This window comes from Caminicella sporogenes DSM 14501 (assembly GCF_900142285.1).
In the GTDB taxonomy this organism is placed as follows: Bacteria; Bacillota; Clostridia; order Peptostreptococcales; family Caminicellaceae; genus Caminicella; species Caminicella sporogenes.
In genome coordinates this window covers 132,314-153,172 of record NZ_FRAJ01000003.1, presented here as the reverse complement: position 1 = coordinate 153,172, position 20,859 = coordinate 132,314, and the positions used below count along the sequence as shown (strand labels likewise).

General features: G+C 28.3%; 24 protein-coding genes. All 24 read left to right on the top strand.

Annotated elements, in window-relative coordinates; genetic code table 11:
• Positions 1–5 precede the first annotated feature (5 nt).
• The 24 genes from fliG to BUA90_RS00685 all read left to right on the top strand — a co-directional run bounded on the left by fliG (position 6) and on the right by BUA90_RS00685 (position 20,855).
• Positions 6–1,016 (top strand): flagellar motor switch protein FliG, encoded by a 1,011-nt coding sequence (fliG, locus tag BUA90_RS00800; RefSeq protein WP_072965483.1) that lies wholly within the window; start codon positions 6–8, stop codon positions 1,014–1,016.
• Positions 1,009–1,764, top strand: a complete 756-nt coding sequence (locus tag BUA90_RS00795) for a FliH/SctL family protein (RefSeq protein WP_072965482.1) — start codon at positions 1,009–1,011, stop codon at positions 1,762–1,764. Before fliG ends, BUA90_RS00795 begins: the two co-directional genes overlap by 8 nt.
• Before the next feature lie 7 nt (positions 1,765–1,771).
• Entirely contained in the window at positions 1,772–3,082 is a 1,311-nt protein-coding gene (fliI, locus tag BUA90_RS00790; RefSeq protein WP_072965481.1) for a flagellar protein export ATPase FliI, read from the top strand.
• Between the two features lie 47 nt (positions 3,083–3,129).
• Positions 3,130–3,573 carry a flagellar export protein FliJ gene (gene fliJ / locus BUA90_RS00785; protein WP_072965480.1) on the top strand — a complete coding sequence of 148 codons (444 nt, stop codon included), beginning with the start codon at positions 3,130–3,132 and terminating at the stop codon, positions 3,571–3,573.
• A 6-nt stretch (positions 3,574–3,579) separates the two neighbouring features.
• Entirely contained in the window at positions 3,580–4,830 is a 1,251-nt protein-coding gene (locus BUA90_RS00780) for a V-type ATP synthase subunit I domain-containing protein (protein ID WP_072965479.1), read from the top strand.
• Positions 4,831–4,875: 45 nt separating this feature from the next.
• Positions 4,876–6,252: a flagellar hook-length control protein FliK gene (locus tag BUA90_RS00775; protein WP_072965478.1), complete on the top strand. Its 1,377-nt coding sequence runs from the start codon at positions 4,876–4,878 to the stop codon at positions 6,250–6,252.
• Between the two features lie 13 nt (positions 6,253–6,265).
• Positions 6,266–6,730, top strand: coding sequence for a flagellar hook capping FlgD N-terminal domain-containing protein (locus BUA90_RS00770; RefSeq protein WP_072965477.1), 465 nt, complete (start codon positions 6,266–6,268; stop codon positions 6,728–6,730).
• Positions 6,731–6,752: 22 nt separating this feature from the next.
• Complete coding sequence (locus BUA90_RS00765) at positions 6,753–7,127, top strand: TIGR02530 family flagellar biosynthesis protein (RefSeq protein WP_072965476.1); 375 nt, start codon at positions 6,753–6,755, stop codon at positions 7,125–7,127.
• Between the two features lie 81 nt (positions 7,128–7,208).
• A complete protein-coding gene (locus tag BUA90_RS00760) occupies positions 7,209–8,708 on the top strand; it encodes a flagellar hook protein FlgE (RefSeq protein ID WP_072965475.1) in 1,500 nt (499 codons plus the stop codon).
• Between the two features lie 59 nt (positions 8,709–8,767).
• A complete protein-coding gene (locus BUA90_RS00755) occupies positions 8,768–8,971 on the top strand; it encodes a flagellar FlbD family protein (protein ID WP_072965474.1) in 204 nt (67 codons plus the stop codon).
• Positions 8,972–8,986: 15 nt separating this feature from the next.
• A complete protein-coding gene (locus BUA90_RS00750; protein ID WP_072965473.1) occupies positions 8,987–9,781 on the top strand; it encodes a motility protein A in 795 nt (264 codons plus the stop codon).
• A complete protein-coding gene (locus BUA90_RS00745; RefSeq protein WP_072965472.1) occupies positions 9,774–10,526 on the top strand; it encodes an OmpA family protein in 753 nt (250 codons plus the stop codon). The genes BUA90_RS00750 and BUA90_RS00745 overlap by 8 nt, the downstream gene beginning before the upstream one ends.
• Before the next feature lie 14 nt (positions 10,527–10,540).
• On the top strand, positions 10,541–10,954 hold the full coding sequence (locus BUA90_RS00740) for a flagellar basal body-associated FliL family protein (protein ID WP_072965471.1): 414 nt from the start codon (positions 10,541–10,543) through the stop codon (positions 10,952–10,954).
• Between the two features lie 16 nt (positions 10,955–10,970).
• Positions 10,971–11,957, top strand: coding sequence for a flagellar motor switch protein FliM (fliM, locus tag BUA90_RS00735; protein WP_072965470.1), 987 nt, complete (start codon positions 10,971–10,973; stop codon positions 11,955–11,957).
• The gene (gene fliY / locus BUA90_RS00730) at positions 11,950–13,134 is read left to right on the top strand and encodes a flagellar motor switch phosphatase FliY (RefSeq protein ID WP_330390618.1); all 1,185 of its coding nucleotides are present in this window, start codon (positions 11,950–11,952) and stop codon (positions 13,132–13,134) included. The genes fliM and fliY overlap by 8 nt, the downstream gene beginning before the upstream one ends.
• A 17-nt stretch (positions 13,135–13,151) precedes the next feature.
• Positions 13,152–13,514 carry a response regulator gene (locus tag BUA90_RS00725; protein WP_072965468.1) on the top strand — a complete coding sequence of 121 codons (363 nt, stop codon included), beginning with the start codon at positions 13,152–13,154 and terminating at the stop codon, positions 13,512–13,514.
• 6 nt (positions 13,515–13,520) lie between these two features.
• Positions 13,521–13,847, top strand: a complete 327-nt coding sequence (locus BUA90_RS00720) for a flagellar biosynthetic protein FliO (protein ID WP_072965467.1) — start codon at positions 13,521–13,523, stop codon at positions 13,845–13,847.
• 17 nt (positions 13,848–13,864) lie between these two features.
• Entirely contained in the window at positions 13,865–14,635 is a 771-nt protein-coding gene (fliP, locus tag BUA90_RS00715) for a flagellar type III secretion system pore protein FliP (RefSeq protein WP_072965466.1), read from the top strand.
• A gap of 10 nt (positions 14,636–14,645) precedes the next feature.
• Complete coding sequence (fliQ, locus tag BUA90_RS00710) at positions 14,646–14,915, top strand: flagellar biosynthesis protein FliQ (RefSeq protein WP_072965465.1); 270 nt, start codon at positions 14,646–14,648, stop codon at positions 14,913–14,915.
• A gap of 18 nt (positions 14,916–14,933) precedes the next feature.
• A complete protein-coding gene (gene fliR, locus BUA90_RS00705) occupies positions 14,934–15,701 on the top strand; it encodes a flagellar biosynthetic protein FliR (protein ID WP_072965464.1) in 768 nt (255 codons plus the stop codon).
• A gap of 13 nt (positions 15,702–15,714) precedes the next feature.
• Positions 15,715–16,803 (top strand): flagellar biosynthesis protein FlhB, encoded by a 1,089-nt coding sequence (gene flhB / locus BUA90_RS00700; RefSeq protein WP_072965463.1) that lies wholly within the window; start codon positions 15,715–15,717, stop codon positions 16,801–16,803.
• A gap of 11 nt (positions 16,804–16,814) precedes the next feature.
• Complete coding sequence (flhA, locus tag BUA90_RS00695) at positions 16,815–18,842, top strand: flagellar biosynthesis protein FlhA (protein WP_072965462.1); 2,028 nt, start codon at positions 16,815–16,817, stop codon at positions 18,840–18,842.
• On the top strand, positions 18,842–19,978 hold the full coding sequence (flhF, locus tag BUA90_RS00690) for a flagellar biosynthesis GTPase FlhF (RefSeq protein WP_072965461.1): 1,137 nt from the start codon (positions 18,842–18,844) through the stop codon (positions 19,976–19,978). Before flhA ends, flhF begins: the two co-directional genes overlap by 1 nt.
• Positions 19,959–20,855 carry a MinD/ParA family protein gene (locus tag BUA90_RS00685; protein WP_072965460.1) on the top strand — a complete coding sequence of 299 codons (897 nt, stop codon included), beginning with the start codon at positions 19,959–19,961 and terminating at the stop codon, positions 20,853–20,855. Before flhF ends, BUA90_RS00685 begins: the two co-directional genes overlap by 20 nt.
• Positions 20,856–20,859: the final 4 nt, after the last annotated feature.

The window sequence follows — 20,859 nt, the reverse complement described above, 5'->3', positions numbered from 1 at the left end:
CTAATATGGTGAAAAAAGGTGGTCTAACAGGACGTGAAAAAGCTGCAATATTATTGATAGCACTAGGACCTGATAATTCAGCAAAGATTTTTAAACATCTAAAAGATGATGAAATAGAAGAGTTGACTTTGGAAATTGCAAATATGAGAAAGATTTCTCCAGAGGAAAAAGAAGAAGTAATAGAAGAATTTTATCAAATTTGTTTAGCACAAAATTATATTTCTGAAGGTGGAATAGGATACGCAAAAGAAGTGTTAGAAAAGGCAATGGGAGCTAATAAAGCCCTAGAAATTATAAACAAACTAACAGCTTCACTTCAAGTTAGGCCATTCGATTTTGTACGTAAAGCTGATGCAAGTCAATTGCTTAACTTTATACAAAATGAACATCCGCAAACTATAGCTTTAATTCTTTCATATTTAAGTCCTAGTCAGGCTGGACAGATTTTATCATCATTGCCACAGGACAAGCAGGCAGATGTAGCACAGCGTATAGCTACTATGGATAGAACTTCTCCAGAAATTATTAAAGAAGTAGAATATGTATTAGAGAGAAAACTTTCATCTATGGTTACTCAGGATTATACGACAACTGGTGGAGTTCAGACTATAGTTGATATTTTAAACTCAGTAGATAGGGGAACAGAGAAATTTATTATGGAAACTTTAGAAATACAAGATGCTGAATTGGCAGAGGAAATTAAGAAGAGGATGTTTGTATTTGAAGATATTATTACTCTTGATAGTGTATCAATTCAAAGATTTATAAGAGAAGTTGATAATAATGATTTGGCAGTAGCTTTAAAAGGAGCAACTCAAGAAGTCAGAGATATTGTATTTGCAAATATGTCTAAACGAATGGCTGAAATGATAAAAGAAGATATAGAATTTATGGGACCAGTTAGATTGCGTGATGTAGAAGAAGCACAGCAGAAGATAGTAAATATAATTAGAAAACTTGAGGAAGCTGGAGAAATTATTATATCTCGTGGTGGAGGAGATGAAATAATTGTCTAGGGTTTTGAAGTCAACGCAAGTTATAATAGATAAATCTGCATATAAGCTTACTTCGTCAGATTTTATAAAACATGAGAAAAAGATAGAGAGTATTTCTAAAAATGAAAAGTCTGAAGATAGAAATATAAAAGATTTATATAAAGAAATAGAAGAGATTAAAAATTCAAAACTTTTAGAGGCTGAAAAAGAAGCTGAAAGAATAATCAATGATGCTTATGAAAAAGCAAAGCAGATTATTCAAAATGCAAGAGAAGAAGGTTATGAAAAAGGTTTTGAAGAAGGTGTTAGAGAAGGTTTTGAAAAGGGTAAAAAAAGAGCAGATGAAATTATAAGTGAAGCTTTAAACATAAAAGAAGAAGTTATGAAATTCAAAGAAAATTTTATTGTAGATATAGAAAGAGATGTTGTAGATTTAGTTATAAAAACAATAGAAAAGATTTTAAATAAAAAAATTAAGGAAGATTATGACATAATATATGGATTGATTAAAGCGGGATTGGAAAAATGTGCTTTTACGGACAGCTTAGTTTTAAGAGTCAGTCCTGATGATTATGAATTTGCTTTAGAAGTTAAGGATAAAATTTTGGCTTTGAGTGAAAATGTAACCGATATAATTATAAAGCAAGACAAATCACTTTCAAAAGGAAGTTGTATTATAGATACTTCATCAGGTAGTGTTGATTCTAGTATATGGACTCAATTTAATCAGATTAAAAATACATTTGAGGAAATATTAAAAGGCGAGTGATTTATAGATGTCCTTTGTAAATAAGTATTTATCTGCACTTGAAAATACAAATCTAATAAGATATAGTGGTAGAGTTTCAAAATTAATTGGTTTAACTATTGAGTCTTTAGGTCCAGCTGTAGAAATTGGGGAAGTGTGTTATATATATCCTTTAAAAGGTGGTTTGCCTATAAAATCTGAAGTTGTTGGTTTTAAAGGAGAAATAGTACTTCTCATGCCGCTTGGTGAGATGAATGGTATAGGTCCTGGAAGTAAAGTAATAGCAACAGGACAGTCGCTATATGTTAATGTGGGTGATGAACTGTTGGGCAGAATATTAGATGGGCTTGGCAATCCAATAGATGGAAAAGGACAACTTATTACAAAAAAGAAGTATCCTGTTAATAATCAGCCGCCTAATCCTCTTACTAGGAAGAAAATTACAGAAATTTTGCCGTTAGGAATAAAGGCAATTGATGGACTGTTAACTTGTGGTAAAGGGCAGCGTATAGGGATTTTTGCAGGAAGCGGTGTAGGTAAGAGTACACTTATGGGTATGATAGCAAAAAATACAAAAGCTGATATAAATGTAATTGCACTGATAGGTGAAAGAGGAAGAGAAGTAAGAGAATTTATTGAGAATGAACTGCAAGAAGAAGGACTTAAACGTTCTGTAGTTATTGTTGCAACATCTGATCAACCAGCGTTAGTGAGGACAAAAGGAGCACTACTTGCTACAGCAATTGCTGAATATTTTAGAGATAAGGGGAAAGATGTTTTATTAATGATGGATTCTTTAACGAGATTTTCGATGGCTCAAAGAGAGGTAGGACTAGCAGTTGGAGAACCACCTGTGACAAGAGGGTATACTCCTTCAGTTTTTGCCGTTCTTCCAAAACTTTTGGAAAGAGCAGGAAATTCAGAAAAGGGTTCTATAACTGGACTATATACAGTATTAGTTGATGGTGATGATATGAATGAGCCTATAACTGATGCTGTAAGAGGTATACTTGATGGTCATATAGTATTATCTAGAAAATTGGCAAATCAAGGTCATTATCCAGCAATAGATATTTTAAGCAGTGTAAGTAGAGTTATGCCGAATATAGTAGATGAAGAGCATTTGATGTCTGCAAGAAATTTTCAAGAGATTTTATCTGTATATAAAGAAGCGGAAGATTTGATAAATATTGGAGCTTATTCTAAAGGCAGCAATAGGAAAATTGATTTGGCAATTGAGAAAATAGATTCTTTTAATAATTTTCTCAAACAAGGAGTAAATGATAAATTTGAGTTTGAAGATACACTGCTTAAATTAAAATCGTTAGTATCATCTTAAGTTTTCTAAATGTTTATAAAATATTTTATTGAATAAAGGTGGTTTTAATGCCAGTTTTTAAATTTAGATATCAAAACATTTTAAAATTGACAGAAGATAAAGAAATGAAACTTAAAGGAGATCTTTCAAAGGCATATGATGAATTGTATTTAGAAAAAAGGAAATTAGATGATTTAAAAAGTAAAAGAGAAAATGTTTCTAAGCTATTAAAAGATAAGACGAGCAGAGGTTGTAATATAGCTGTGCTTAAAAGTATTAATGATTATATTAAATCTTTACATTTTAAAATTTATATACAAAGAAATAGAGTTGCCGAAAAAGAAAAAGATATTGAAATTATAAAAAATAAATTATTTGAGATGTCAAAAGAAAAAAAAATATTAGAAAAACTAAAAGAAAAAAGATACGAAGAATATAAATTTCATATAAAATTGGAAGAAGATAAGTTGATAGATCAAATTGTTACATTTAACAGCAAGTTAAGCAGGTGATAGCATATGGCCACAGTAGAAGAAAAAAGCAAACAAGGAATAGGTATTGGTAAAATTCTTTTGATAGTGTTTATTGTATTTTTTATTATACCAATGACAATTTTAGCAGCGATATATTATACAAATGAAAACTTTAAAATGGAAGCAAATAAATACTTGTCAAAATTGCCGGGTGCAGTGGGTGATTATTTTGAAAATTATCCCACAAAAGAAGAAATAAATAATCAAATTCATTTACTTGCAAATTATTTGATAAAGCTAGATGATAATAGGGCAGTAGATAAACTTAATTTGATAAAAAGTAAAGACCAGAAAGCTTTTAATGATATTATAAAATTGATGTATAAAGCAAATTCTATAAAAACTAAAAAAATACTTGATAGTATGCGCAATAATTCAATGAAGACTAATCTTTTGAAAAACATTTTAGATCAAATAGAAAAGGAAGAAGATAATGAAATAATAAGTCAAGCTAAATATATAGAAAGTTTGTCCACTATAATAGCTGTGAATAAAATAAAATCAGATATAGTTCAAAATAAAATATCTTATAAAGATTTAGCTAAAATATTTGAAAATATGGATGAAGAAAAAGCGGCAGAATTACTTAGATATATAGATTCTGATGTTAAAGATGAAATTTTAGATGATTTTACATCAATTCAAGCAAGAAATAGTATATCGATGAAAATAAATGAATTAAAAGATAAACAGCTTCAATTAAAAAATCTTTCAGATATTTATTCTATAGAAAGTCCTGCAAATCTTGTTAAGATACTTGGAAATACCAAAACTTACAAGATGGAAGAATTAGCAGAAATATATAGAAATATAGGGGTTTTAAAAACTGCTCAAATTTTATCTAATTTAGAAGATAATAAATTCATATTTGAGCTTATAAATAGTATTAAAGAAAAAGAAATTTTATTAAAAGGAAAAGATACTGTTACAGATGATATTTTAAAAGCTATAAAAGTCTATAGGCAGTTCAACAATAATGTTAAAGAACTTACAGCTATATACGAGAAAATGGATGAAAAGCAGATAGCAGAGCTTATAAAGAGAATGATTAGAAATAGCGGTAAACCTGTTAAATATGTTCTTGGCAATGGAAATACTATTTCTTTTACTGATGAAGATATAGCTATAAATGTTTTAAAGAGTTTTAATGAAAAGAAAGTGGCATCTATTCTTTCGTACTTAGACAGTAATCTTTCTTCAGAAATTTCTAAAAAACTTGCTATACCAGTTCCTTAATATAAACTATAAGTCTATATTATTAATAGAAGGAGGTGAAAAAATATGTTAAATAGAAAGATAAGAAAAGATTTACTAGCAGCTTATGATAGTAGTAGTAAGCTTAATGATAATTTAAACTGCAAGAAATCAATTAAAAATTCTAAAAATCTAAATACTGATAATAAATTCAAAAAAATACTTAGCAAAAAAACAGATAATAACGATAAAAAAACAATAGATGAAAAACAAGGAAAGAATGTCAGCGATGCAGATAAAAAAGAAAACAAACAATTTAAAAATGTTAATGTGCTTATGTCTGCTTTAGGTTCAATAATTAAAAATATAAATATAAGTGATGAAAGAAATATACATGAAAGAGAAGATGCAGTAAAAGCTATTGAAAAACTTTTATCTCAATTTAGTTTAAATGGAGAAGATTTCAATATTAATTATATTTTAAATGAAATAAAAAAATATTTTTCAGACAATTTGAATTTAGAGAGTATCGATTTTGAAAAAGTAAAAAGTATTTTAGTTGATATTCAGCAAATGAAAGATGTTAAATCTGATAAAGAAACTTCAGATTTATACAAACTTTTAGATGAGCTGCAAGAAATTTTAAAAGATAATAAGGATAATAAGACAGATACTAAAAATGCAGTTCAAAATTTAAAAGGCTATCAGAAAGATGAATCACTTAAAAATTTTACTGTAAAATCAGCAAACTCAATTAAATCATCTAATGAATTAGAAGAAGATAAAAATATAACATCTAATTCCAATGATTTAGAAGAAAGTAAGAAGATAGTATCTGATAAGCTTAAAGAAAGTGGAGAAAATGAAAAAACAAATTCAAAAAAATTATTTAAGTTAGGTATTATAAGAACAAAAAGCAGTAATATTTCAGAAAAACATGATTTATCGAAAGCTAATGAATTTATAAATACTGGAAATTCAAGCATTGAAAATGAAAAAGTTATAAATGCAGTAAAGACTGGGCAGTTTTTAAAGAATAACAATTTAGAATTGGGAAAGATATTCAATCAGATAATAGAAAATGCAAAGACTTATATTAACGATGATAATTCTCAAATCACAATAAAATTAAAACCTGATTTTTTGGGGAATTTATCTATGAAAATTATTGTGGAAAGAGGTATTTTAGTTGCAAAATTTGATGTTGAAAGTCAAATTGTAAAACAAGCTATAGAAGCTAATTTAGAAGATTTGAGAAGTGCATTAAGTGAAAAGGGATTTGAAATAAAAGAATTTAGTGTATCAGTCAATCAGGACTCAAGTTATAATCAGAGTACATTTGATAGATATAAAGGAAAAAAAGCAAAAAAAGTTGTTTTAAATGAAGAGCAGTTAGAGAAAAATTATATGACAAATCAAACTTATTTGAATGGATTAGATTCAACTATAAATTATTTGGCATAAAGGAGAGATAGATTTGAATTCCAGTATAATGAATATATCTAATAAATCTAATCTTACAAATTCTAATCGAAGTGAAAGCAAAAAGAAAGGCAATTTAGATAAAAATGCTTTTTTAAATCTGCTCATTACTCAGCTTAAATATCAAGATCCGTTAAACCCTGTGGAGGATAAAGAATTTATTGCTCAAATGGCTCAGTTTAGTTCATTAGAGCAATTGCAGGAAATCAATAAAAAGATGGATGATACAGGCAAACTTTTAAATTCTATTAAAGAGTTAATAGATAGTCAAAATACTCGATTAAATGAAAAACTTGAAAGCTTAGAAGATACTATGTTAGAGTCTTTTGATAGCTTAAATAAATCCATTTTAAATCTTGATAAAAGTTATCAAAAAAATATAGATAACACTTCAAAAACGGTTAATGAGCTTATAAATATTAATAAGGCAATAGAAATTTATAATACTGATACTGAGTAATGCAGTTTAAGGTGGTGTTATCTTGAATAGAATAAATTTAAACTATAATTTAAAATTCAGAAGAGATATTAATAGGCATGTTCATGAAGTGGATACTGGAATGAATACATTTCAGGAAATTTTAAATAAAAGCATTACTGCTAGAAACCTCAAATTTTCAAAACATGCTATAGAAAGATTAAAAAATAGGAATATAAATTTAACTCAAAGTGAAATAGATAAACTAAATGATGCTGTAAAAAAAGCTAGCAGTAAAGGGATAAGAGAAGCTTTAATTCTCATGGATAACAAAGCTTTCATTGCAAGTGTAAAAAATAATACTATAATTACAGCTGCTGTAGATGAACAATTAAGAGAAAATATTTTTACAAATATAGATGGAGCCGTAATTGTATAAAGCTGGACCTTCCTAGGGAGCTTTTAACTTCTGAATGACAGATGAAGTTGGTTACGGCATAACTTAAAGGGGGTAATTATTATGATGCGTTCAATGAATTCTGCAGTTTCTGCACTTAAAGCTCATCAAGCTAAAATGGATGTTATAGGAAATAATATTGCAAATGTAAATACTGTTGGATTTAAAGCTGGAAGGGTTACTTTTAAAGAAGTTTTAAGTCAAACTATAAAGGGAGCGTCAGCTAACCAAGGCGGAAGGAGTGGTACAAATCCTCAGCAGATAGGACTTGGAATAAATATTGGTTCTATAGATACAATTCATACTAGGGGTTCAGTTGACAGAACAGACGTTCCGACTGATGTAATGATAAATGGAGATGGTTTCTTTATAGTTTCAGATGATGAAAACTTTTTAAATAGAAGTTATACAAGAGCAGGTAATTTTTCAATCGACAGTATGGGAAATTTAAATTTAGGTGGATACAGAGTTCTCGGATATAGAATTGAAGATGGAACCATAGGAGAAACTCCTAAATTTAAAACTACTTTAGAGGGGCTTGTAATTTCCAAAGCTATGACTTTCCCGGCTCAAGTTACAGGGATTTCAGAACCTGCTAATGCGAAGCAGTCAACAGAAAGAGATGTAATAATAGAAGGAAATATAGATGCTGATTTAGGACTTGATGCTTCTATTACGGTAAAAGATACAAGTGGTAATGGTAATGCTGATGAATGGCTAGTTTCATCTAGTAAACTTATGACAAATCCTCAATTTATAACTGTTTATGATGAGTTGGGAGGAGAACATGAACTCAAACTAACTTTTAGAAGGAAAATGAAATCAGGTTTTTCATATGATTGGGATAATGAAAAATTTACATCACAAAGTTTTACAGATGCAAACAATCCTAAAATAGAAGAAGCAATTGAGCCTAATAAATGGGAGTTAGTAATTGAGGCAGTAAACAGTACTGAAGCTATAGATGTAAATGCTGCAGGTTCTCCAGCACCAAAATATTTTGTGGATAATATTACTTTTACTGATGGAAAAGTAGATTTATCAAAAATAAATATAGAACTTTCTTCTTCAACGGGTACTTTTCCTAATGGTGCAGATACATTTAATTTCAATTTATCTTTTGAAGATGAAAATGGAGATAAATTATTAAAGCAATTTTCAAGCGACAGTACAATACATCTTCAGACATTAACTGGCTATAAGCAGGGTAAACTTGATAGTTTTAGTATAGGTGAAGATGGCATAATAACAGGTTCTTTTACAAATGGAAAGACTTCTGCAATAGGAAGAATTGCACTGGCAAGATTTAAAAATCCAGAAGGTCTTCAAAAAACTCAAGAAAACTTATTTGTAAGCACTTCAAACTCTGGAAATCCAATAATTGGAAAGCCGGGGTTAGGTGGATTTGCTACATTAATTCCCGGAGCACTTGAAATGTCAAATGTAGATTTAGCAAAGGAATTTACTACAATGATTACTACACAAAGGGGTTTTCAAGCTAATTCGAGAGTTATTACGACAACAGATGAAATGCTTCAAGAATTAGTTAATCTAAAGAGATAATTATACCTGGACTCTTTAGTCCAGGTAAATTAACTTTAAATTAATAAGGAATGATTTATATGATATATGTTACTAGACTTAATCATGATGTTTTTGCACTAAATTGCGACCTAATTGAAACAATAGAAGAAACCCCTGATACTGTAATAACTCTTACTACGGGCAAAAAAATAGTTGTAGCTGAAAATATTGACGAAATAATAGACAAAATAATACAATATAAAAGAAATATTTACAATAACTTTACTGATAGCTCTAAATGAAAAGGGGTGTAATATTTGGATTTAGCAACTATTATAGGGATTGTATCTGGACTTTTGTTAGTTGTTTGGGGAATTTTAGGGAAAGGAAGCTTAAGTTGGTTTTTAGATTTTTCATCATTTTTGATAGTAATTGGTGGAACAATAGCTGCAACATTTGTTTCCTTTCCTTTGGATAAAGTACTTGCTTCATTTAAAGTTGTAAAAAAAGCATTTTCTACAAATGGATTTCAACCGGGAAGTGTTATAAATAAAATTATCGATTTGGCAAATGTAGCTAGAAGAGAAGGACTTTTGGCTTTAGAAGAAGCAGTTGAAGATATAAACGATGAATTTTTACAAAAAGGCGTAATGCTAATTGTAGATGGTACAGACCCTGAACTCGTAAAAAATATTTTGGAAACAGAATTATCTTTTTTGGAAGAACGTCATAGTGAAGGTAAAAGTTTATTTGATATGATGGGAACAATGGCTCCAGCTTTTGGTATGATAGGAACGCTAATTGGACTTGTAATAATGCTTAAACAGCTAGATGATCCAAAGTCCATAGGTCCTAGTATGGCTGTTGCATTAATTACAACTTTTTATGGGTCTTTACTAGCAAATTTAATATTTGTACCTATTTCAAAGAAATTAAAAATAAGGAGTAGGGAAGAAATTTTACTCAAAGAAATTATGATAGAAGGGCTTCTTTCTATACAAGCAGGTGAAAATCCTAGAATTATTGAAGAAAAATTAAAAGCATTTTTACCTCCAGCTATTCGTAAATCATTAAGTAATGATGGAAAAACGGAGGCTGGTGTAAATGAGTAGAAAAAAATTTAAGGAAGAAGAATCTGGCGGCGTTCCAGAATATATGCTTACATATGGAGATATGATGACTTTGCTTTTATGTTTTTTCGTATTGCTATTTGCATTTTCTGAAATAGATGCGAGAAAATTTCAAGCTATAATGCAGTCATTTCAAGGTTCAGCGGGAATTTTGAAAAGTGGAAAAAGTATTGAAGTTGATGATTATATAAGTAATTCGCTAAATGAAGACAATTTAACTTCAAGTGTAGATGAATTAGCAAATTTAAGAAAATTAAAACAAATAGTTGAAAATTATTTAGTTGAAAATGATTTAGAAAATCAAATATTAGTCAGTTTAGAAAAAAGGGGACTGCTTTTAAGATTTAAAGAAAATGTTTTGTTTGATTCTGGCAAAGCAGTGTTAAAGCCAAAATCAAAAGCTACTTTAAAGTTTTTAGCTGGACTGCTTAAAAGAAAGGAATTTGCTGATAAGTTTATAAGAGTAGAAGGGCATACTGATTCAGATCCTATTATAAGAAGTACAAAATATCCTACCAATTGGGAATTATCTTCTATTAGAGCTGCGAATGTTGTAAGATTTTTTATTGAAGAAACTAATATGAAGCCAGAAAGATTTTCTATATCTGGCTACAGCAAATATCATCCTGTTGCTCCAAATGATACACCAGAAAATAAAGCTAAAAATAGAAGGGTAGATATTGTTATTTTGCGTTCTGACCTTTTAAAGAATGAACCAAACTATTAAAAGAGGGGATTTTCATGACAGTAAAGAAAGTTTTAATTCTTAGCTTAATTGGTTTATTAATTGTTACAGTTACTATGGCAGGAATTTTCTTTTTCATGCTTAATAAAAATAATAATAAAGAAAAAAAAGTAGAACACTTTCATTATGAGTTAGGTGAATTATATACAAACATAAAAGATAGTAGTAGAATATTAAAAATTAATATAACTGTAGAATATACGAATAAAAAATTGCAAGAGGTATTAGAAGCACATAGGGCAAAAATAACTAATGATATATTGGAGCTTTTGAGAAACAAAACTTATAAAGAATTAATTGGACAGCCTGGACAGCAGAAAGCAAGAATGGACATTTTAAGTTTAGTTAAAAAAGATATAAATTCAGAAGAAATTTCCAATATATACTTTGTGGAATTTATTATTCAATAATGTGGAGGTGACGTAATTGTCTGATGTTCTTTCACAAAGCGAAATTGATGAACTTTTACAGGCCTTGAGTGCTGGTGAATTAGACGTTCAGGATATTAAAGAAGAAAATAAAGAAAAGAAAATAAAGAAATATGATTTTAGAAGGCCTGATAAATTTGCTAAGGATCAATTACGTACCCTTCAAATAATCCATGAAAATTTTTCTAGATTATTGAATACTTTTTTATCAGGTTATTTGAGAACTTATATAAATGTTGAAGTGATTTCAGTTGAACAATTAACATATTATGAATTTAGCAATTCAATTTCAAATCCAGCTGTACTTGGAATAATTAATTTTAAACCGATGTCTGGACAGGTAATTTTAGATATTTCTACAGATATTGCGTTTACAATGATTGAAAGAGTCTTAGGTGGGACTGGTAAGCTAGTAAAAGAAGTACGTTCGTTTACCGAAATAGAGTTGACTTTACTAAAGAAAATAATAATTAAAATAAATAAATTGTTGACAGAATCGTGGGAAAATATAGTGGAATTAAATCCATCTTTAGATAAAATTGAAACTAATTCTCAATTTGCTCAAATTGTTTCTCCAAATGAAACTATAGCTTTAATAACGATGAGTATAAAGGTTGGCAATATAGAAGGATTAATAAACATATGTATCCCTCATTTAGTTATTGAACCGATTATTCAAAAATTAAGTACTAAACTTTGGTTTTCAAGCAATAATAAAGAAATATCTGATAGTGAAAAGAAAGCTTTACAAGTTGGTCTTAAGAAGGCTAATGTAGAAGTAAAAGCTATTATAGGAGAATCAACTATTACAGTAGGAGATTTTTTAAATTTACAAGTTGGTGATGTTATTCCATTGAATACTAAAATAGATGAAGATATAAAGATAATTGTAGGTGATAAATTGAAATTTCTTGGAAAACCTGGTTTGAAAAAGAAAAATTTGGCCATAAAGATAACCGACCTGGTTGAGGAAGGAGATGAATAAGATGGCTGATATGCTTTCTCAAGAAGAAATTGATGCCTTGCTGAATGGAACTACAACAGATTTAAATGATGAAAACTTAAGTCTAACAAATGAAGAAAAAGATGTTTTAGGAGAAATTGGAAATATAAGTATGGGTACAGCAGCAACTACGCTGTTTACATTACTTGGCCAAAAAGTAACTATAACTACTCCAAAGGTTTCAGAAACTACTTTGGAAGAATTATCTGAAAATTATACAATACCGTCTGTTGCTGTTATAATAAAATATAAGGAAGGTATAGAAGGTTTTAACCTTTTAATTCTTAAAGAAAAAGATGTTAAAGTAATTACAGATTTAATGATGGGTGGTGATGGAACTAATATTGCACAAGAACTTACTGATTTACATTTAAGTGCTATAGGAGAAGCGATGAATCAAATGATAGGTTCAGCTTGTACATCTTTATCTGAAATGTTCAATACAAAGATAGATATATTACCTCCTGAAGCATATCCAATTGACTTTTCAAATAAAGATTTTGGAAATATAGAATTAAAAAATGACGATAAGCTAGTTAGAATAGCTTTTAATATGACTGTTGGAGATGTTTTAGATAGTGAAATAATGCAGATAATTCCCATAGAATTTGCTAAAAAAATGGTTCAGCCTTTGCTTAATCCTAAAATGGATACATCATCAAAACATGAAGACAGCATAGCAAGTAATCAGTCAAATGCTAATACTGGTTATAGAAGTGAAGAATATGAAAGTGCTGATAATATAACTAAAAGAACAAATGCAGATAATAATGTTTATAATTCTAAAGCTGCAGTGCATCATCAACCATATAAAGACAAGGAAATTCCAAAAAATCCAATAAATGTAAAACCACTACAGTTTGAAAGTTTTGATGAAACTGGTGAGAATTTTAATCAGCACAACGATATAAGTTTAATTAAGGATGTACCTTTAAATGTAACTGTTGAACTTGGTAGAACAGTTAAGCAAATTAGTGAAATACTCGATTTTGGACCAGGTACAGTTATTGAATTAGATAAATTAGTTGGAGAACCTCTTGATATACTTGTAAATGGTAAAATAGTTGCAAAGGGGGAGGTTGTAGTAGTTGATGAAAATTATGGTGTGAGAATTACTGACATTGTAAAAAATCAAAAAAGAATTAATAAATTTTGGTAGTAAAAGGAGGATTTAATATGGCAAATGGAATATTAATCGTTGATGATGCAGCATTCATGAGAATGATGATAAGAGATGTTTTGACAAAGAATGGATACGAGGTAGTTGGTGAAGCAGAAAATGGTCAAAAAGCAATTGAAAAATATAAGGAATTAAATCCTGATTTAGTTATAATGGATATAACTATGCCTGAAGTAGATGGTATACAAGCTGTTAAAGAAATAAAAAAGATTGATCCAAATGCTAAAATAGTTATGTGTTCTGCAATGGGACAGCAAGCAATGGTTATAGAATCTATACAGGCTGGAGCTAGAGATTTTATTGTTAAACCGTTCCAAGCAGATAGAGTTTTAGAAGCTGTTAAAAAAGTATTGGGGTAGGTATTTGTGAAGATAGTATTATTTAAGATTGTTTTTTCATCTGTATTAATAATCTTATTAGCTTATATAACAACACTTTTAATATCTGTGAAATATAAAAGTATAAATTCAAATAAAAACATAAAAATAATTGAAAGATTGACATTAGGAGTTGATAAACAATTTTTATTAATTAAGCTGCTTCAGAATTATTATCTAATTTATATTTCTAAAAATGGTGCTCAAGTTATTGATAAAATAGATTCTATAAACTCAAATGAAAAAGATGTAGATTGTAAAGACAAACATAGTAATTTGATGGACATACTTTCAAAGAAAATTACAACTAGTTAGTAGGTAAGGATGAAATGATGAAAAAATTTAATAAGATAATATTGATTTTAATTATATTTTGTTTTATGTTTCATCTTATTAGTGGAATAAATGCTTATGCTGATTCTCAATTTACAATACCTAAAATATCTATAGGAATTGATAAGGCAAAAAATCCAAAAGAAGTATCTAATACAATTGAAGTGATTTTAATTCTTACTATTCTTTCTTTAGCACCTTCTATTTTGATAATGACTACTTCGTTTACAAGGATAATTATAATATTATCCTTTTTAAGAAAGGCTTTATCAACACAGTCTACGCCACCTAATCAGGTATTGATAGGGTTGGCACTGTTTTTAACTTTCTTTATTATGGCACCTACTTTTGAAAAAATTAATGAAGATGCCATTAAACCTTATACAAATAATGAAATATCTTTAGAACAAGCTTTTGATAATACTATGAAGCCTATGAGAGAATTTATGTTCAAACAGACTAGACAAAAAGATATTGCATTATTTGTCAACATTTTAGATATGGATCCACCTAAAAATTTAGATGAAATACCTACTAAAATTTTAATTCCTGCATTTATAATAAGTGAATTGAAAACCGGTTTTAGTATAGGTTTTCTCTTGTTTATTCCTTTTATTGTAATAGATATGGTGGTAGCTAGTACTCTTATGTCTATGGGTATGATGATGTTACCACCTGTAATGATTTCACTTCCTTTTAAAATATTATTATTTATAAGTATAGACGGCTGGAATTTAATTATAAAACATATACTTTTAGGTTTTAAATAGGAGTGTTTTTATGGATGAAAATATAATTTTAGATTTATTTCAACATGCAATGTTAAATATAATACTGCTGTCAGCTCCTATGCTTTTAATTGGTCTTTTAGTAGGATTAGCAGTAAGTATATTTCAGGCAACTACTCAAATTCAAGAGGCAACTTTAGCCTTTGTTCCTAAAATTCTAGCCGTATTTATTTCTTTAGTTATTTTTAGTCCTTGGCTTTTAAGAAAGGCTATTGACTTTGCAAATTTTGTATTTTCAAATATAAATAATTTTGTAAAATAGGGGAATGAATATAAATCGATGGATTTATTAAAATATACAGTATTTTTTCTTCTGATTTTTATTAGGATAAGTGGAATATTTTTGATGACACCTTTATTTGGCAGTAACAATATACCGAATACTGTCAAAATAGGTTTTTCTCTTTTTTTTACTTACATCGTTTTTCCGTTAATAGATTTTCCAAACGAATTGGTTATAAATAATTTTACAGTATTATTTATTTATTTAGTTTTAGAATTTTTAAATGGTTTAATGTTTGGGTTTATTTCTCTACTAATATTAAATTCTATATATGTAGCAGGTATGATTGTAGACAGAAATATAGGCTTTTCAATAGTTAATGTAATCAGTCCTCAGGATGAATCAGAAATGCCAGTATCAGCTAATTTATATTATACGATAGCAATACTCATTTTTTTACTTACAGATTCACATCATATTTTAATTAAAGCTCTTATACAGAGTTTTAGAACTATTCCGATTGGGTATAGGTTTTATGATTTATTATTGATAAGTAAAGTAACTCAACTGATGAGAACATCTTTTATCATTGGTTTTAAAATTGCAGCTCCAATAATAGTTACTATTTTTATTACGAATGTTTTACTTGGAATTCTTTCTAGGTCTATTCCTCAAATGAATGTATTTATAGTTGGAATGCCTCTAAAGATTTTTATCGGTCTTTTGACAATTTATATAGCTTTGCCTTTGTACTTTAAAATATTTAAAAATATTTTTGATATTTTAATTGATACAATAAGATTTATAATCAAAAGTATTCCTTAAAAAGGATGATACAATGACATGTTTTAATATTAATCTTCAGCTTTTTTCAGGCGAAAAAACAGAAAAAGCAACTCCAAAAAGGAGACGTGAAGCTAGAGAAAAGGGACAAGTTCTACAGACTAGAGAAATAAATTCTGCTTTTATTCTGTTTTTTGTTTTTCTGGCAATAAACTTTTTAGGTAAATACTGGATAAAAGAAATATATAAATTTTATATAGAAATAATGAGTTATACTTCAAATGTAGATTTGTTTTTTCGATTTGAAAATTTAAAGGTTTTTTTTATTAGTATGCTCATATTGATTATAAAATTAATATTACCTATTTTATTTATTTCTTTAATAATAGGACTTTTATGCAGTTATATGCAAGTAGGATTTTTATTTACCACTAAGACATTAAATTTTAAACTTGATCGTATAAATCCTATAAATGGTTTCAAAAGACTTTTTTCTATTAAATCTATTGTGGAATTAATTAAATCACTGTTTAAAACTTTAGTATTAATTTATATAGTATCAAGCTATTTAAAAAAAGAGTATTATAATATCTTAAATGTATTTGATATGGAAATTTTAGAAATAGTAAAATATCTTTGGAAGATAGTTTTTAATTTAGTTTTTAGATGTTTTATAGTATTATTATTTCTTGCAATTTTGGATTATATGTATAAAAAATGGGAATATGAAAAAGAACTTAAAATGTCGAAACAAGAAGTCAAAGAAGAATTTAAACAAACTGAAGGTGACCCTTTAATAAAATCAAAAATCAAAGAAAAACAGCGTCAAATATCAATGAAGAGAATGATGCAAGATGTACCGAAAGCAGATGTAATCATAACTAACCCAACACATTTTGCAGTTGCTATAGTTTATAATGAGGAAATTGATGATGCACCAAAAGTTATAGCAAAAGGAAAAGATATTATAGCTCAAAATATAAAGAAAATTGCAAGAGAAAATGATATTCCTTTATATGAAAATAAACCTTTGGCACAAACATTATATCATACGGTGGAAATAGGAGAATATATTCCTCCGGAATTGTATCAAGCAGTTGCTGAAGTTTTAGCATATATTTATAGTTTAAAAAATAATTTATAGGAGGATATTTGATGAAATTTGGCGATATTGTAGTTGCCTTGTTAATAATTGCAATAGTACTGATAATCATAATTCCAGTTCCTTTAGTTATTTTGGATTTATTGCTTAGTATAAATATATCTTTAGCAATGTTAATATTATTAATTTCAATATATAATAAAGAGCCTTTACAGTTTTCAATATTTCCTTCTTTGTTGTTGATAACTACATTATTCAGATTATCTTTAAATATTTCTACTACTAGATATATATTAAAAGATGGTTTTGCAGGTGATGTAATAGAAGCATTTGGACAATTTGTAATAGGAAATAATCCAATAGTAGGATTTATTATATTTATTATAATAATAGTAATTCAATTTTTAGTTATAACAAAAGGAGCTGAAAGGGTTTCAGAAGTAGCTGCTCGTTTTACTTTAGATGCTATGCCTGGGAAACAGATGGCTATAGATGCCGATTTAAATTCGGGACTAATTTCTGAAAGTGAAGCAAGAGAAAGAAGGAAGAGAATTCAAAAAGAAGCTGATTTTTATGGTGCTATGGACGGTGCAAGTAAATTTGTCAAAGGTGATGCCATAGCTGGTATTGTAATTACAATAATTAACATAGTAGCTGGATTTGTTATTGGAAGTCTGATAAAAGGTATGCCTTTAAGTGAAGCACTTCAAAAGTATACTCTTTTGACAGTAGGTGATGGACTTGTAAGTCAAATACCAGCTTTATTAATATCTACCGGCACAGGTATTGTTGTTACAAGAGCAGCTTCTGATTCCAATTTGGGAAATGATGTTATAACTCAATTATTTAATCAGCCTAAAATAATGTTTATACTTTCAGGTGTGCTTTTAGTATTGAGCTTTACACCTTTGCCAAGTGCTCCATATTTAATTTTATCAGCTACATTTTTATATCTTGGTTTTACATTAAGAAATGCTATTATAAAGAGTGTAAGTGAAGAAACTGTACAGGAAGAAGAAGCACAGGTTGAAGAAATAAGAAAGCCGGAAAATGTAATTCCTCTTTTACAAGTTGACCCGATAGAATTGGAATTTGGATATGGTATTATTCCTTTAGCTGATCCAAATCAAGGTGGAGATTTATTTGACAGATTAGTAATGATTAGAAGACAGATAGCAATGGAACTTGGAATCGTTGTACCAATGATTAGATTAAGAGATAATATACAGTTAGAATCTAATCAATATGTAATAAAAATTAAAGGAGTTGAAGTATCTGAGGGCAGTATAATGTTTAATCACTTTTTAGCTATGAATCCCGGTACTGCTGAAGGAGAAATAGAAGGAATAGATACAGTAGAACCTGCTTTTGGACTGCCAGCTAAGTGGATACCAGAAGATGAAAGAGAAAAAGCTGAAATATTGGGATATACTGTTGTAGACCCAAGTTCAATAATATCTACACATTTGACTGAAGTAATTAAAAAACATGCACATGAGCTTTTAGGCAGACAAGAAGTAAAATCATTAATTGATAATATTAAAGAAACTCATGGGGCTCTTGTAGATGAATTAATACCAAAACTGATGAGTTTAGGAGAAATACAAAAAGTCTTATGTAATTTATTGCGTGAAAATGTATCCATAAGAGACCTTGTTACTATTTTAGAAACTCTTGCTGATTATGCTTTAATTACTAAAGATACAAATATGCTTACTGAATATGTTAGACAATCTCTAGGGAGAGCTATAACAAAACAATATATTCCTAATAAAAAAGCTAAAGTAATAGTTTTAGACCCTGAGTTAGAAAAACTCATAATGGAGTCAATACAGCAGTCTGAACATGGTTCTTATTTGGCTCTTGAACCAAATGTTACACAGGTAATAATAAATAATTTATCACATGAAATAAAAAAATTAATATCTATTGGAGAACCTCCTATTGTTGTAACAGCTCCAGTTGTAAGATTTTATTTTAAAAATTTAACTGAACAGGTTATACCTGATTTGATTGTGTTATCATATAGCGAAATAGATCCAAATGTCGAAGTGCAATCTGTTGGGACGGTGAGTATATAATGAAAGTTAAAAGATATATTGCAAAAGATATTCAAGAAGCCATGATCAAAATAAAAAGTGAATTAGGTAGGGATGCAATAATTCTTCATACTCGAAAGATAAGGAAACCCGGAATAAGGGGCTTTTTACAAAAACCTTTAATAGAAGTAATTGCAGCTGTAGATTCAAGTAAAGATTTTTCAAGAAATAAATCTTCCTATATTGATAGGAATACAAAAAGCAATATGATTACTAATTATAATCAAATTCAAAATTTAAATTCTCAAATAAATACTTTAAAAGATATGATAAATACAGTTATTGATAAAATAAATTTTACTCAAAATAGTTCTTCATCAGATATTCTTAAAAAGTATGAAAATATTTTAATTGAAAATAATGTATCAAAGCCTGTGACAGAGAAAATTTTGTCCATTGTGAGCCGTCAAATTAGCATTTCAGATAAAAATGAACAGTCTATAAGAAAAGCTATTAAACTGATAATCAAAGATATTTTAGGGACTCCATATGAAATAGATAGTAAAAATTCGGAACAAAAAATTATTTTCTTTGTAGGACCAACTGGAGTTGGAAAGACAACTACACTTGCAAAATTGGCTTCTAAATTTACACTTATAAATGAAAAATCAGTGGCATTGATAACAGCAGATACTTATAGAATTGCAGCTGTAGAACAAATCAAAACATATAGCGAAATTTTAGATATTCCTTTAACTGTAATATATGAGCCAAAAGAATTAAAACAAGCAATAGATAATTATTCTAATAAAGATTTCATATTAATTGACACTGCAGGAAGAAATCATAAAGATAAAAAACTTATAGAAGAACTTGAAAAGCTTATTACATTTGTAAAATCACCTGAAGTATTTTTACTGATAAGTCTTACTACGACATACAATGATGTAAAAAGTATAATAAATTCATATAACTTTTTAAATGATTATAAATTAGTTTTTACAAAGTTTGATGAAGCAAGTTTATTTGGAAATGTTTTAAATGCAAAAATTTTGACATCTAAACCAATATCTTATATAACGACAGGTCAAGGTGTTCCAGATGATATAGAAGTTGCCAATACTGAACAAATAGCTAATAGTATTGTGGGTGAATACTATGAAAGATCAAGCATATAATCTCAGAAAACTCATTCGCAATTATAAAGATAATAAAAGTAATTTGTCTAATAAAAAAGATGATAAATTTAATAAAGAACATAGCGCAAGAGTTATAACTATTACTAGTGGAAAAGGTGGAGTGGGAAAGACAAATTTCACTATTAATTTAGGGATTATATTGAGTAAATTTAATAATAGAGTTACAATAGTTGATGCAGATTTAGGTTTAGGCAATATAGATGTAGTACTTGGTCTTGTTCCTAAATATACATTGGCAAATGTATTAAAGGAAGAGATGAATATACACGATATAAAAATTAAAGGACCTAATGGAATAAATATCATATCAGGTGGTTCTGGTATTATAGATATGCTTGATTTACCAAAAGAAAAAGTTAAAATTTTAATAGATAATTTTCTATTATTAAATGATATTTCAGATTACATATTGATTGACACAGGGGCAGGATTAAATAATTCTGTAATTTCATTTATCGATGCTGCTGATGAAATGATTTTGATTGTTACTCCTGAACCTACATCTATAACTGATGCATATGCTGTTATAAAAAACATTAAAGATAAAAATAAAAAAATAAAAATTGTCATCAATAGAGTTGAGACGAGTAAAGAAGGTTATGAAGTCTTTAATAAAATGAATTTAGCTACCAAACGTTTTCTTGATTTAGAATTAGAAAACTTAGGATTTATCTATGAAGATTCGACAGTGAAAAAATCTGTAAAAGAACAAAAACCTTTTGTAATACAGTATCCAAATAGTTTATCTAGTAAAGGTATTGAACTTATTGCTTTAAATTTAATTAACAATAGTACAAAGATAAGAACTTTTAATGGTTTTCAGAAATTTGTCAACAAATTATTCAGCAATTCTTAATGTG